The 13,936-nt window shown below is 59.4% G+C and carries 9 protein-coding genes; 3 read left to right on the top strand and 6 right to left on the bottom strand.

Annotated features, from left to right (window positions below; translation table 11 throughout):
- Positions 1-155: 155 nt before the first annotated feature.
- The 3 genes from AC13CE_RS02895 to bglX form a co-directional block, all read right to left on the bottom strand.
- The gene (locus tag AC13CE_RS02895) at positions 156-614 is read right to left on the bottom strand and encodes a hypothetical protein (RefSeq protein ID WP_482971429.1); all 459 of its coding nucleotides are present in this window, start codon (positions 612-614) and stop codon (positions 156-158) included.
- 265 nt (positions 615-879) lie between these two features.
- Positions 880-2,574, bottom strand: coding sequence for a sulfatase family protein (locus AC13CE_RS02890; protein WP_482971428.1), 1,695 nt, complete (start codon positions 2,572-2,574; stop codon positions 880-882).
- A gap of 4 nt (positions 2,575-2,578) precedes the next feature.
- Positions 2,579-4,912 (bottom strand): beta-glucosidase BglX, encoded by a 2,334-nt coding sequence (gene bglX, locus AC13CE_RS02885; protein ID WP_482971427.1) that lies wholly within the window; start codon positions 4,910-4,912, stop codon positions 2,579-2,581.
- A 195-nt stretch (positions 4,913-5,107) separates the two neighbouring features.
- Here bglX and AC13CE_RS02880 point away from each other — a divergent pair, with 195 nt between their 5' ends.
- The 3 genes from AC13CE_RS02880 to AC13CE_RS02870 all read left to right on the top strand — a co-directional run bounded on the left by AC13CE_RS02880 (position 5,108) and on the right by AC13CE_RS02870 (position 10,515).
- A complete protein-coding gene (locus tag AC13CE_RS02880; protein ID WP_482971426.1) occupies positions 5,108-8,128 on the top strand; it encodes a TonB-dependent receptor in 3,021 nt (1,006 codons plus the stop codon).
- 69 nt (positions 8,129-8,197) lie between these two features.
- Positions 8,198-9,703 (top strand): glucoamylase family protein, encoded by a 1,506-nt coding sequence (locus tag AC13CE_RS02875; RefSeq protein WP_482971425.1) that lies wholly within the window; start codon positions 8,198-8,200, stop codon positions 9,701-9,703.
- Complete coding sequence (locus AC13CE_RS02870) at positions 9,700-10,515, top strand: endonuclease/exonuclease/phosphatase family protein (protein ID WP_482971424.1); 816 nt, start codon at positions 9,700-9,702, stop codon at positions 10,513-10,515. The genes AC13CE_RS02875 and AC13CE_RS02870 overlap by 4 nt, the downstream gene beginning before the upstream one ends.
- 84 nt (positions 10,516-10,599) lie before the next feature.
- On the opposite strand, the gene AC13CE_RS02865 is transcribed toward AC13CE_RS02870, so the two are convergent.
- The 3 genes from AC13CE_RS02865 to AC13CE_RS02855 all read right to left on the bottom strand — a co-directional run bounded on the left by AC13CE_RS02865 (position 10,600) and on the right by AC13CE_RS02855 (position 13,302).
- Positions 10,600-11,370, bottom strand: a complete 771-nt coding sequence (locus AC13CE_RS02865) for an endonuclease/exonuclease/phosphatase family protein (protein WP_482971423.1) — start codon at positions 11,368-11,370, stop codon at positions 10,600-10,602.
- Between the two features lie 97 nt (positions 11,371-11,467).
- Positions 11,468-12,217 carry a carboxylesterase family protein gene (locus tag AC13CE_RS02860; protein ID WP_482971422.1) on the bottom strand — a complete coding sequence of 250 codons (750 nt, stop codon included), beginning with the start codon at positions 12,215-12,217 and terminating at the stop codon, positions 11,468-11,470.
- 89 nt (positions 12,218-12,306) lie between these two features.
- Positions 12,307-13,302, bottom strand: a complete 996-nt coding sequence (locus tag AC13CE_RS02855) for a LacI family DNA-binding transcriptional regulator (protein WP_482971421.1) — start codon at positions 13,300-13,302, stop codon at positions 12,307-12,309.
- Positions 13,303-13,936 lie beyond the last annotated feature (634 nt).

Raw genomic sequence — 13,936 nt, 5'->3', positions numbered from 1 at the left:
TGATGTGGTTCCGGTCCGCGAACTCCCATACGGGCCCGCAGCACGAAAAGCTGCACCAGGAGGCCGGACAGATGGCAGCATCCGACTACGCGCCAAACCTCTCAAAATACCGCTTGCATCCTGCGGGGCGTCCACAGATGGATAGCGGCCATCGGTTAGATACCCATCTGCTCCCAAGTTTCCCTTACCCGGCGCTCGGCAAGGGTCAGCGCCGCATCACCTTCTTCGCTGCCGCAATCTCCTGCAAAATATGCGACCGATAGAGCGCCTCTTTGTGCTTGAAAGCAACCAACTAGTCCAATCACCGCCACTGCATCTGACCATGGTAGCGGCTGTCCGGCAATCAATGCCTTGGCGCAGCGAAGTAGGGGTGCCTTCAAATCGTGTTCGAAAGTGGAAGACCATTCGGCGAGCAGTTCACACTGACGGTTTTTGGAGACGACGCCACTTCTCGGAGGTCGGCAAATCTCATCTAGAACGCAAAAAACTGCGTTCAAGGAGATGTTGCTAGCCTCTTGGATTAGGTCACTGGATGCGGCTGGGTCATCGTATGGGAACCGTGCGTCAATTTTCGCTTCAAACGGCACCTCGGCACTGGCGTCATGCAACTTCATCAAGAGTGTTTAGGAAAGCCTGCCGATGTCCGAAATGGGCTCGATTGTGGAGATCTGCTTTCGGCTTCATACCTGCACTTCCACGTTCGCGCTGCGATCGCAGAAACCATTTCCTACAGCCACCGTCCTGCGCTATCGCTCGGCATCGCTCTTTGACCCTGTCGACACCCGATCACATCGCACACCTGACCCGGGAACCATCACAGCTTTGCGAAATGCGAAATCCGAGTGACTTTTGAGTGAACTTTGGCTGGGCGGGTTGCCGCTAATGCCCCGCGTGATGCCCCGCGCCAGCCGCCGCCTCGGCATCGCGCTTGCCCTTTGCCACTGCGGACGCGAGCGCCAGCGGGGCATCGACTGGCGGCCCGTCGCTGTCGCCGTATTCGCGCCGTAACGCTTCGAGCCGGTCCTTCAGTTCGGCAACGATGCCCTGCGCCGCCGGATCGTCGATCCGATTGTGCATTTCGGACGGATCGCTTTCCAGATCGTAGAATTCCCAGACGTTGATGTCGCCGTAATAGCGCATCAGCTTATAGCGGCCCGATTTCACTCCGTAATGCGCGCGGACCGAGTGGAAGCCGGGATATTCGTAGTAGTGGTAATAGATATCTTCACGCCAGTCGGCGGGCGGTGTGCCATCGACCACATCGCGCAAGCTGTGTCCCTGGATCGTGTCGCGCGATGCCAGTCCTGCATAATCGAGGAAGGTCGGCGCATAATCGACGTTCTGGACCGGTACGCTCACGCGTGTCCCGGGCGCGATATGGCCGGGGAATTGCATTACCAGCGGTGTGCGCAGGCTTTCCTCGTACATGAAGCGCTTGTCGAACCAGCCATGCTCGCCGAGATAGAACCCTTGATCGGAGGTATAGACGACGATCGTGTTGTCGGCCTGACCGGAAGCTTCGAGCCAGTCAAGCACGCGGCCCACGCTTTCATCCACTGCAGCGACCGTGCCGAGATATTCGTCCATGTAGCGCTGGTACTTCCAGATCGCCATTTCGCGTTCGCTCATGTCCGCAGCGTTCATTGCGTCGTTGCCGGGCTGCAGCGCGCCGAAATAGGCATTGCGCTGTTCTTCTGTCATCCGGTCGAAATCGTCGGTCCAGGGATTGAAGCGCAGCTCGCTCGACCCAGCTTCCTCGGTCATCTTGAGGTCGTGGCCCTCATACATGTGCTGGTAGATATTCATTTCCTGAGCTGCGGCTGCAGGCCGGCCATCATAGTGATCGAAATAGTTCGTCGGCACCGGGAAGTCGGTGCCGATGTATTTCTGTACGTGGCGGATCGCGGGCATGAAGTTGCGGTGCGGGGCCTTGTGGTGGATCAGTATCGCGAAGGGCTGGTCCGCTTCTGCGTTTTCGTCCAGCCATTCGATGCTGAGATCGGTGACGATGTCGGATGCATATCCCTCGACCACGCTGCGCCCGGTCGGCGTGATGACGTCCGGATTATAGTATTTTCCCTGATCGTCGAGCACTGCCCAATCGCCGATCCCCGCGCCTTCGGGTGAGTAATTGAGATGCCACTTGCCGAACAGCGCGGTCCGATAGCCCGCCTCGCCGAGTTCGCGCACCCAGTTCCACGAGGAATTTTCGAACGTCTGACCATTCTTGGTGAAGCCGTGCATATGGCTGAACTGGCCTGTGAGCATCGTCGCGCGGCTCGGCCCGCATAGCGAGTTGGTGACATAGCTGTTTTCGAACAACGCGCCATTCGCGGCTATCCGGTCGATATTGGGCGTCGGCGCGAGACGTCCAATTTCCGTGCCATAAGCAGAAATCGCAGTCTGGGCGTGATCGTCCGACATGATGAAAATGATGTTTGGGCGGGTCCTTTTTTCCGAAACGTCCGATCCGGTTTGATGAACCTCCCCGGCTTCCATGGTTGCGCAACCTGCCACCGCAAGCGCGGCGAAAAGGGCGAACACAGGGGGGGTGCGGAAGCCGGGGAAGTTCATCCGACTACTCCGTAAGGGAGAAGGGTACGGGAGTAGCCGCTTTCGCACCCGATCTGGGCGCAATCCACAATTGGAAGTTCCCCGGTTCCCATCCGTGCGACATATCGGCGCGGGTGAAGGCGAGGTCCTCGGGGGTCAGGGTGAATGTTACTGTCCGGCTCTCGCCGGGCTGAAGCATGATCTTCTCGAAGCCCTTGAGTTCCTGCACTGGCCGGGTAACCGAACCGACGAGATCGCGGACGTAGAGCTGGACCACTTCCTCGCCCGCTCGGTCGCCGGTGTTGGTGACCGTGACGCTCGCGGTGATCGAGCCGCCCGGACCCATCGAGGCCGCCGACAGCATTGCCGGTGAATATGCAAAATCGGTGTAGCTGAGCCCGTAGCCGAAGCGGTAGAGGGGATCGTTGGGCGTGTTGAGGTAGCGCGAGACGTACTTTGCGCCCGGTTCGCCCAGTTCGATCGGGCGGCCAGTATTCTTCATGTCGTAATGGATCGGCGCCTGGCCGACATTGCGAGGGAAAGTAACCGGCAGCTTGCCCGAAGGATTGTAGTCTCCGAACAATACGTCAGCGACCGCATGGCCGCCCTGCGTACCAGGATACCAGGCGTGGAGGATGGCATCGACATTGTCGTCCGCCCAGGTGATCGAGTTGGGCCGACCGCTCAGCATCACCAGTACAACCGGCTTGCCGGTCGCGACCAGCTGCTTCAGCAGCGCCTGTTGGTTGCCAGGCAGATCGAGCGAGGTGCGGCTTGCAGCCTCGCCGGTCATGTCCCACTTTTCGCCCATAGCGGCGACGATCACGTCGGATCTTTCCGCCAGCGCTAGCGCCTCGGCAAAACCGTCGGTCTTGCCTTCGTCGGCGAATTCATAACTCGCGCCCTTGGCATATTCGACCGTCACGCCGTCGCCAGCACGCGCTTTCATGCCTTCGAGGATCGTGACGGGGCGGGTCTGACGGTCGCCCGCAGCCGACCAGCTGCCGATCATGTCGGTCTTGCTGTCGGCGAGTGGGCCGATCAGGGCGATACGGTCGGCAGTCGCAGCAAGGGGCAAGGTGTCGCCTTCATTCTTGAGCAGGACCATCGACTTGCGCGCTACGTCGCGCGCCGCCTCAAGGAATTCGGGCTTATAGAGCGTGGCTTCCTGACGTGCCTCGTCGGCATAGCGGTACGGGTCCTCGAACAGGCCGAGGCGGTACTTCATCTCGAGTACGCGTCGAACCGCGCGGTCGATGCTGGCCTGATTCACGCGGCCTTCTTCGACCGATTTCACCATATTTTCCATGAACACCGCGCCCTGCATGTCCATGTCCACCCCGGCATTGAGCGCCTGCTCGCCCGCCTGCGCCAGATCCTTGGAATAGCCGTGCGGAACCATCTCGTTGATCGAGGTGTAATCGGTGACAACGAACCCGTCGAAACCCCATTCATCACGCAGGACGTCGGTGAGCAGGAACTTGCTGCCGCTGGCGGGGACGCCGTCGTACTCATTGAACGAGGTCATGAAAGTGGCGACCCCCTCGTCGACCGCAGCCTCGAACGGCGGCAGATAGATGTCGCGCAACGTGCGCTCCGAAATGTCGACGGTGTGATAGTCGCGACCGGCCTGCGCGGCACCGTAGGCGGCGAAATGCTTGGCGGTGGCGAGCACGGTGTCGACCGCGCCGAGATCGTCTCCCTGATAGCCGCGGACGCGCGCGCGAGCGACCTCGCTGCCGAGGAAGACGTCTTCGCCCGCGCCTTCGGAGATGCGGCCCCAGCGCGCATCGCGCGAGACGTCGACCATGGGCGAGAACGTCCAGTGGATGCCTTCTGCCGAAGCTTCCTGCGCCGAGACGCGGGCGGACTTCTCGATCGCCTCCATGTCCCAGCTCGCCGCCTCGCCGAGCGAGATCGGGAAGATCGTGCGGTGGCCGTGGATCACGTCGTAACCGAACAGCAGCGGGATCTTCAGCCGGGTTCCTTCGACCGCCATCTCCTGAAGTTCGCGGGTGTATTCGGCGGTGTAGGCATTGAAGATCGAGCCGACGCGGCCAGCCGCGATGTCTTGCTGATAACCCTCTCGCATCGTCGGACCTGTCGATTCCCAGTCGCTGGTAAGCAGTGTCAGCTGGCCGACTTTTTCCTCCAGAGTCATCTTGGCGATAAGCTCGTCGAGAAAACGATCCATTTCGGCATCGCGGCCGGCCCAGGCGGGTTGCGCAGGCTCGATGGGAACCGCTGTCGGAGAAGGGCTCGCGGCCGCATCCTGCACCGGTGCCCCGCTCATCGTTGCACATCCGGCAAGCGCCAAGGCGCTGGCACAGGTCATCGCGGTTCTGTGCAGTGCTCTCATCGAAATCCTCCCCAATCGGATCTGTGTTTTATTTCAAGCGACGGATCGCCTGGAGGAATCGCCCTCCTTGCGCCATCTATACAGGGATAATGAAACCGGTTACAAGGGCGCACGTCAAATGTTGATTCGGTTAAGCTGCCAGTAAGGCGGCGAACTGTCAGCGGCCGGAATCACGGTCGGCTCAATGGGGAGGAAATGATGATTTCACACCGTAGCACCGCTGCAAACCGCGTGGCCCGCAAGCTTGCGTTTGCGCTGGCCACCGGCGTCGCCGGAGGCGCGATTACCATAGCGATGGTTGCGCCTGCCCACGCGCAGGAAGTCAACGCTTCGCTGCGCGGCCGTATCACCGGCGCCGAGGGCATTTCTCAAGTTACTGCGGTCGAGGTGAACACCGGCATCAATCGCTCGGTATCCGTATCGGCAGACGGTACGTACAATTTCGCTTCGCTGCGGGCGGGGACATATCGACTCGAAGTCATGACCGCCAACGGCGTTCGCCGCACCGACCAGTTCACTCTTACCGTGGCGCAAAGTGCGGTTCTCGACTTCGATTTGGGCGCTGCGCCTGTTGCCGATGCGCCCGTCGCGGGCGGAAACGAGATCGTCGTTGTAGGGAGTCGCGTTCGCAGCCTTGAGGGCGGCGAAGTCGGCGCATACATCAGCGAACGCGAGATCGAGACGCTACCGCAGAACAATCGCAATTTCCTCGCTTTTGCTGATCTTGCGCCAGGCGTTGTGTTCGAGAATCCCGATGGCCAGTCACGAATCCAGGGCGGTGCTCAGAACAGCCGTACCGTCAACGTCTACATCGATGGTGTTGGTCAGAAGGATTACGTCCTGAAGAACGGCGTGACCGGGCAGGACAGTTCGGAAGGCAATCCCTTCCCGCAGCTGGCGGTCGGCGAGTATCGCGTGATCAGCTCCAACTATAAAGCGGAGTTTGATCAGGTCAGTTCTGTTGCTATCACTGCAGGCACGAAGTCCGGGACCAACGAGTTTCATGGCACGGCATTTGTAGATTATACCGACACTGGAATGCGTGAAGAAACGCCGCTGGAAAAATTTGGCGGACGCGAGAAGGCTGAGACCAAGGATATTCAGTTCGGTGGTGCGCTAGGTGGGCCCATCATCCGTGACACGCTGTTCTTCTTCGGCACCTACGAGGGCAAACGTCGGCGCCTACCTGTCACCATCGAGCCGGGTGCGAATTTCCCTATCAGTTATTTCCCCTCCGAGTTCCAGGGCCTGTTCGGCCCCACCCAGCGCGAGTTCAACGAAGACCTCTTCTTCGGCAAGCTGAGCTTCCAGCCGACAAGTCGCGATCTCATCGAGGTTTCGGGCAAGTATCGCAACGAAACTGGTGTTTTTCTAGGCAGTGGCAGCACTGCGGAAGAAGCAGCGGCGTCCCAGGATGTGGATGAAAAGCGCGGCTTGCTTCGCTGGGAGCATACAAGCGATAATTTCATCAACGATTTCAAGTTCACGTACGAGAGCGCCTTCTGGTCGCCCCGCCCCCAGAATTTCGTCCCGGGCCAGATTTTCACTTACACTGGGGAAAGTCCCGTAACGGGCAGTAATCTCACTCGCGCGCAGCTCTTGCGTATCGGCGGGAGCGCCAATTTCCAGGACAAGGGTCAGGAAGGGTACGGCGTCCAGAACGACTTCACCTGGACCGGCTTCTCGAACCATACGATCAAGGCGGGGGTGAAATCGAAGTGGGTCCGGCTGGATCGGGTTGAACAGAACTTCTTCAACCCGCAGTATTCGTACAACGTCAATTTTCCCGAAGGTGGCTTCAACACGGCTGTGCCGTATCAGGTGCAGTTTGGGGCAGCCACGGGAAAAGGTACGCCGTCGGTAATCTCCAAAAACTGGCAATTTGGCGTCTACATTCAGGACGACTGGGTGGTGAACGATCGACTGACTCTCAACCTTGGCATCCGTTGGGACTACGAAGAAACTCCTTCTTACCTCGACTGGGTGACCCCTGCCGATGTGGTAGATGCTGTTTCGCCGGAAAACTATCCGAATATCTATCAGCCCGGTGTCGAATACGACATTAATGACTACATAACCGATGGCACGCAACGCAATGCATTTACCGGAGCGTTCCAACCGCGAGTGGGCTTCAGCTACCAATTTCTGGACCAAGGGCGTCTGGTCCTCTTTGGCGGATATGGTCGGTCCTACGATCGCAATCAGTTCGATTTCATTGCTCAGGAAATTAGCATCAATGCGTACAGCACGCGCACATTCCAGTTCATTACAGGCGATGAGGAAAACGACTGCGATCCGAGCCCGACCTGCGTGCCGTGGGATCCGATCTATCTGACCGAGGAAGGCCGTCAGCAACTGCTGGCCGGTGCTGGTGCAGGGGGCGGTCGCGGGATCCGACTGATCAACAACGATCTGAAAGTCCCTTATTCGGATCAGTTCAGCCTCGGCTTGCGCAGCGACCTTACCAACTTGTTGAACGTGGAAATCGGCTACCGGCATATCAAGAGCCGGGATGGGTTCGCCTATCTGCTCGGAAATCGTAGGCCCGATGGCACGTTCTTCACTCCACCGCCTGCCGTTCCGGGCTCGCCGTTCGGCTTTGCCCCACCGGGCTTTGGATCGATCATCATCGGGACAAACGGACTGAAGACCGACGAAGACGCGTTCCACCTCAAGTTGGTCAAGCGGCACACCCGTACGTCGCCGTGGAACTTGTCGGCTACCTACACCTATACGGATGCGACCGAAAACAGGGCTTTCGGAGAGTACTTCTCGTTCGATTTCCCGACCCTGGAAGACTACACTGTCAAGACTTCGAGTGGACTCCGCAGGCACAGGCTCGTGATGGCGGGTGCGGTCGATCTGCCCACGGGAACCACCCTTTCGGGCAAGTTCCAGATCGCCTCGCCAAGCTACTTGAACCGGTTCATCCGTACGATCGGGGGAGAGCCGCCCGTGGTGGTCGATACGGTCTTAACCGAGGGCAATGGAGACCGGTGGGGCTTCCGCCAGCTTGACTTTGCCGTGACGCAAGACCTCAAGCTGAAATTCATCAGCGACGACACCCGTATTTACGTTCGTGCAGACATTATCAACGCTTTGAACGATCGTAACTACAACAGCTTCTTTAACGACACAGGCGAACGGAATCCCAATTCTTTGAGCACCAACGGCCCGCCCCGCACGCTGAAGCTTTCGGCCGGGTTCGAATTTTGACGAGATAGGATATACGTCGCTCGCGCCACTTTCGCGTGACCCGGGCGCTCAATAATTCGGGAGCAGATCATGTTTCTCCGTACCCCGTCGATATTCCTTTCGGCGCTGACGCTGGCCGCCTGTACGTCGCTCGCACCTTCAGCCCGGACGGCACCGTCCGATGACATTTCCGTGGCTGCACCGCTTACCGAGGCGCAGTTTTCCGAAGACCTCTCCCGTCGCACATTCGATTATTTCTGGGAGACTACCGATACCGAGCGATGCCTCGCGCCCGATCGCTGGCCGAGCAATCCTTTCTCCTCGATCGCGGCGACGGGCTTCGCACTTACCGCCTACGGTATCGGCGCCGAACGCGGCTACGTCCCCCGTGAGGCAGCCGCGCAGCGCACGCGCGACTGCCTCGCATTTTACTGGACTGCACCGCAGGGCTCTGCTGTAGCTGGAACCAGCGGCCACAAGGGCTTCTTCTATCATTTTCTAAATAGTGAGGACGGTACCCGCCGCGGCAATACCGAACTGTCGACCGTCGACACCTCGCTGCTACTCGGCGGCATTCTGTTCGCGCAGAGCTACTTCGACGGCGACAGCGCGATCGAAGTGGAGATCCGCGATCTCGCCGAAAAGATTTACCGCCGCGTCGACTGGACCTTCGTCCAGCGCGAGAATAGCACAATCCCCTCCGCAAACGGCGGCAGTGGCAAGTCGATTGCGATGGGCTGGTATCCCGAGCGCGGTGATGGCGGCGATTTCGGCACACATGATTGGGTCGGCTACAACGAAGGCATGCTGGTTTACATCCTCGCCGCCGGATCGCCGACGCATCCGGTCTCGAAAGAGGCCTGGGCCACCGGCTGGGCTGTCGATCTTGAGAAGGATTGGGGCACGTACTACGGTTACGAGCATCTCCAGTTCGAACCGCTGTTTGGCCACCAGTACAGCCATGTCTGGATCGACTTCCGCGGCATTCGCGACGAATTCATGGCGTCGAAGGGCATCGACTATTTCGAGAACAGCCGCCGCGCCACCTTGAGCCAGCGCGCCTACGGGGCCGACAATCCGAATGACTGGGTCGGCTATTCGGGTGACGTCTGGGGCTGGACCGCCTCCGACGGACCGACCGCAGCAGCTAACGGTCGCTTGGTCAACGGCAAGCCGCGCGAATTCATGGGCTATTCCGCGCGCGGTGTGAGTGCGATCCGCGTGGTCGATGATGGCACCATCGTCCCGACGGCAGCGGGCGGTTCGATTCCGTTCGCGCCGGAAGTCACGATTCCCGCACTGATGGCGATGAAGACACGCTATGGTGAGCGCTTATATACCGCCTATGGGTTCAAGGACGCCTTCAATCCGAGCTTTACCTTCGCTGACGCGGAATCGACCAGTGGCGAGACCGATCCGGTGAAGGGCTGGGTGGCAAGGGATCATCTCGGCATCGATCAGGGGCCGATTCTCGCCATGATGGAGAATCACCGGAGTGGGCTTGTGTGGAAGACAATGCGCAAGAATCCACATATCCGACGGGGGTTGGAGCGGATCGGCTTTACCGGTGGCTGGTTGGAAAGCTCGGCAAATTGACCCTTGCTCGAACCTTCGGGCGGCGCGCTGTACTGGCTGGCGCGGCGTGTGCTTCGCTGGCCGCATGCAAGACGACCGGATTGCAAGGCCGCACGTTCTCGGTCGCTACCCTCAACATCTGGCATGATGCCGGTGGCTGGCCGGCCAGGCTTCCGCTTGTAGTGGACACGCTGCGCATGGTCGACGCCGATGCCATCGCCTTGCAGGAAGTCCTCCAGGACAGCAGCAAGCGGCTGCCTAACCAAGCGGCAACCATCGCTGAGGCACTGGGCGGCTATTCCGTCCATTTCAGTTCGACCTCCCCTCTCGACGCGCCGAGCCGCTATGGCAATGCGATCCTGTCGAGGGTTCCGGTCGTTGCAGAAGAGTGGCGCCTACTAGAGCCTCGCAACGACTATCGCACCGCATTGCGCGTCAGGCTTGCCTTCTCCGGCGGACCCGTCGATGTCGTGTCGACGCATCTGGCCTGGCAAGCGGATGCTGCACAGGTACGCTTGCGGCAAGTCTCTGACCTTCTCGACTGGCTCCCGGAGGATGGCGTCCCGCAACTCCTGTTAGGCGACTTCAATGCCGAACTCGGGACTCCCGAACTGGCGCCTTTACTTGCTCGCTTCGCCAGTTCACTCCCGATGGGAGCCACCCAGACGACGCTCAATCCCGCTTCAGGGCATGCCGATCGGGTGATTGATCATATCCTTGCCGAAACGCGCGCGTTCCACACCGTCTCGGCACATCGGATCGGCGATCGCAGTTGCCGCGGATTATTCCCGTCCGATCATTTCGGCGTTGCGGCGGTCCTTCGGCTGCTCTGAGTGCAGGCGCCCGGCGATGGCGATTCCCATAGCGTGCGACAGGGTGCTGGTTGCAGTGCCGCGAGGGGGCTGAAGAAAGGACGATCACAGTCCGGGCAGCGACAGGTCAGCCACCACCGGGTAATGATCTGAGGGCAGGCGCCCGCCCCAGTGTTGGGTTAGCACTGCGTAACTGGCTACCGCGACATCGCCAGTCACGAAAATGTGGTCGATAGGCTCGCCTGCATCGCGCATGATGTCGAAGCCGGTGAAGGTGCCCTGTGGACCATAAGGTTTGTTCTCGCTGGCGTTGCGGCTGTCGGTGAGGATGTCTCCGGTTAGGATCGTGTAAGCCTCGCTGCTCGGATCGGCGTTGAAATCGCCTAACACGATCGTAGGCAATCCCGCTCCGGCGCCGGTGTCTACCCATTCCGCGATCAGCCTAGCCGAATTGGCGCGTGCAGATATTCCGATGTGATCGAAATGCGTGTTGAGCGCGCGCAGCTTCCCGCCACCATCGTGCCGGCGAAGGATCGCCCAGGTTGCGATGCGTGGATAAGCAGCGTCCCAGCCGTTGCTGGGCAAATTCGGCGTCGGCGAAAGCCAAAAGGTGCCGCTCTCGACCAGGTCGAACAAATTACTCCGCCATGCCAATGGGGAAAACTCGCCCGCAGCGGCACCATCATCACGCCCCACTCCCACGAAGGTATATTCGGGCAGTTCAGCTTCGAGGTAGCGCTTCTGGTGCAGCAGCACCTCCTGCATGCCCAATACGTCCGGTGCTTCATGGCGGATAAGATCGCGCACCAGTTCATGCCGCTCGGGCCATGCATTCTGCCCGTCCGATGCAGTATCTAGCCTGATGTTGAACGTCATCGCTCGGAACTTTGTATCAATCGGCCCGTGGGGCGCTGGAATGTGCGCGCAGCCAGCCGTGAGTATTGCGAAGAGAAGCAGGAGTGCGCGTAGCGGTCTAATCATCGCCGTTTGGGCGTCGCTGCGAAAGGAGCCAGAGGTATAGCGCCGGGTCTGCATAGGCAGGATCCCATGCATTGTGCCCGAGATCGGGGTAGATTGTCAGGCGGCTGTTCTGCCCGCCACAGGCCCGGATCGCGCGGGACATTTCAAAGCTTCCCTCGGGCTCCACGACATCATCCCGATCACCATGGAGCGCCCAGACCGGCGTGTCCACGAGCTGGCAGGCGTTCTCGGCATCGCCCCTTCCGGCAACTGGAGCGAGCGCGGCGAAGCGATCGGGGTTTTGCGCACCCCAACGCCAGGTCGCATGACCGCCGCGGCTCAGCCCAGTGAGGTAGATCCGCTCCGGGTCTACCGGGAGAGTTTCAAGCGCATGGTCGAGGATCGCCTCCAGCTTCCCGATATCCCAATCCTTTTCCGCAGGCAGCAGGGGAGAGATCAGGATGAACGGGAAATCCGGATCGCGGTCGGCCAGTTTCGGAGGACCGTGGACCTTCACCCTGGCGATATCATCACCGCGTTCCCCTGACCCGTGCAGGAAGATCATGAGCGGCCAGATTTGCGCTTTCTGCGCATTCTCCGGGATGAACAACTGATAGCGATATCCGCCGGTTTCGATGCTCTCCTGCGGATGTTGCCCTGCAGGGGGCAAGGGCTCCGCCGTTGCCGGGCGATGTAGTCCGGCACAGGCAGCGACGAACAAGGCCGCGCCCGTCAACGCTGAAAAGCTTCCAAACTTGCTCAACACGATCTTTAGCTCCCTGCACATAATGAAAACGGTTACATTACATTAGGCAGGGCCAAAACGCCTGTCAAACGATCGATCTGTCTGACCTATCTTGGTCCAGCGGTAGAGCCTCGGATCGCCAGCGCAGGCTCGATGATCAGACCGTCGTCTCTGGTGAGATGCTCACCTTTCATCATGCGCAGCATCATGAGCGCAGCGGTCGAACCCAGCCGCGTAATGTCCGAATGCACCGTTGTGAGACCGGGAGTAACATAGCGAGCCAGCGGAATGTCGTCGAAGCCTGCGATCAGGAGGTCTTCCCCGATATTGCGACCCGCGGCGCGCAATTCGCTCATCAGATCGACCGCCATGATATCGTTTCCGGCAAAGACAGCATCGAACGGGATATCGCTGTTCAGCAGCAGTCTCGCAGCCTTGCTGCCTGCATTTTCGCGGAAATCTCCTGGGAGAATAAGCGGGCTGCTTTCTCCCAGCCGTTCCGCCAATACATCGCAATAACCTCGCTGACGCTCGCGCGCATCGCGGTTGCTCGCCGGACCGGCGATATGGACGATGTTAGTGGCACCGCGATCTATCAAATGTTCGGTGACAAGCCGCGCTCCGGCGTAATTGTCCACGGCAACAAAGGGTGTATCGTCGTCGCTCGAGTGAGCGTTGAGCAGAACGGTAGGGATATCCCGCGTCACTGCCCCTATGTTGTCGGCCCTGGAGTTGGGAGGCATCACCAGCAAGCCATCGACCCTGCCGCGCATTGCACGGATCGCCTGCGCCGTTTCGTCGGAACTGCCGTGCATGTTGCCCAACAAAAGGCTCTTGCCAGCTCCATGCGTGACCATGTCGATGCCCCGCACAATTTCGGAAAAGAATTCGCCAAAGAGATCTGGCAGTATTACGCCAATCGTATCGGTCGTGCGGCGCGTCAGACTACGGGCGCCGCTATGGGGGACATAATTAAGCTCCGAGGCTGCGGTTTCGATTTTCTCCCGTGTCTTCGCCGTTACGATCGACATGCCATTCAATGCACGAGACGCAGTAGCGACCGATACTCCTGCAGCCTTCGCAACATCCCGAATGGTTACCATTTCCCCACCATCTACCCAGCTTAGTCGATGTTGTCCGCGATTTCACCATGTCACATGCAGAATTCCAAACCATGGACATTCGAAGAGACCTGATCTTCAGATTGTTGTCGATCAGAGGTGGAATGTCTTTCCTTCAGAATACTGCAAGATTGTAATCACTTGCGCTCCATTATCATCCGCCTCTCCGACCTCGGCCTCTATCAAGAGCATCATCTTACAGAGGAAACCGCCCTCCGATTCTCATCGTCCTCGGAAATGAGCGCCATTACCGAAGATCCTAACGGTAGAAGGCCGAGCCTTCCACTTTGGGTAGGTAACACTCCGACTTTATTAACCGTTGAGGGGCTTATCGCTGCCATCAAAGCTGGTCTGGCCCGATGGTAGCTTTTTCGGTGGTCGTTCCGGCCAATCGAATGACGGAAATGAGGGCGCAAAGAGGCCATTTGTCCCGCCCAGTCAGCCCAAAAGTTCTCAGCAGTCGTCTATGGGGGTGTGAACCGCCCCGGGATTGCCGGAGGCCATTCGGTTTAAATTATGCCGCCATGGGCGTGTCGTCCAGCATGGCGTAGTATCGTGCTTCAGCTTCGGCAGGCGGGATATTGCCGATGGGCGCGAGCAGGCGCCGGTTGTTGAA

Source organism: Qipengyuania sp. B-5, from assembly GCF_056857815.1.
This window is presented reverse-complemented; position numbering and strand designations above follow the sequence as displayed.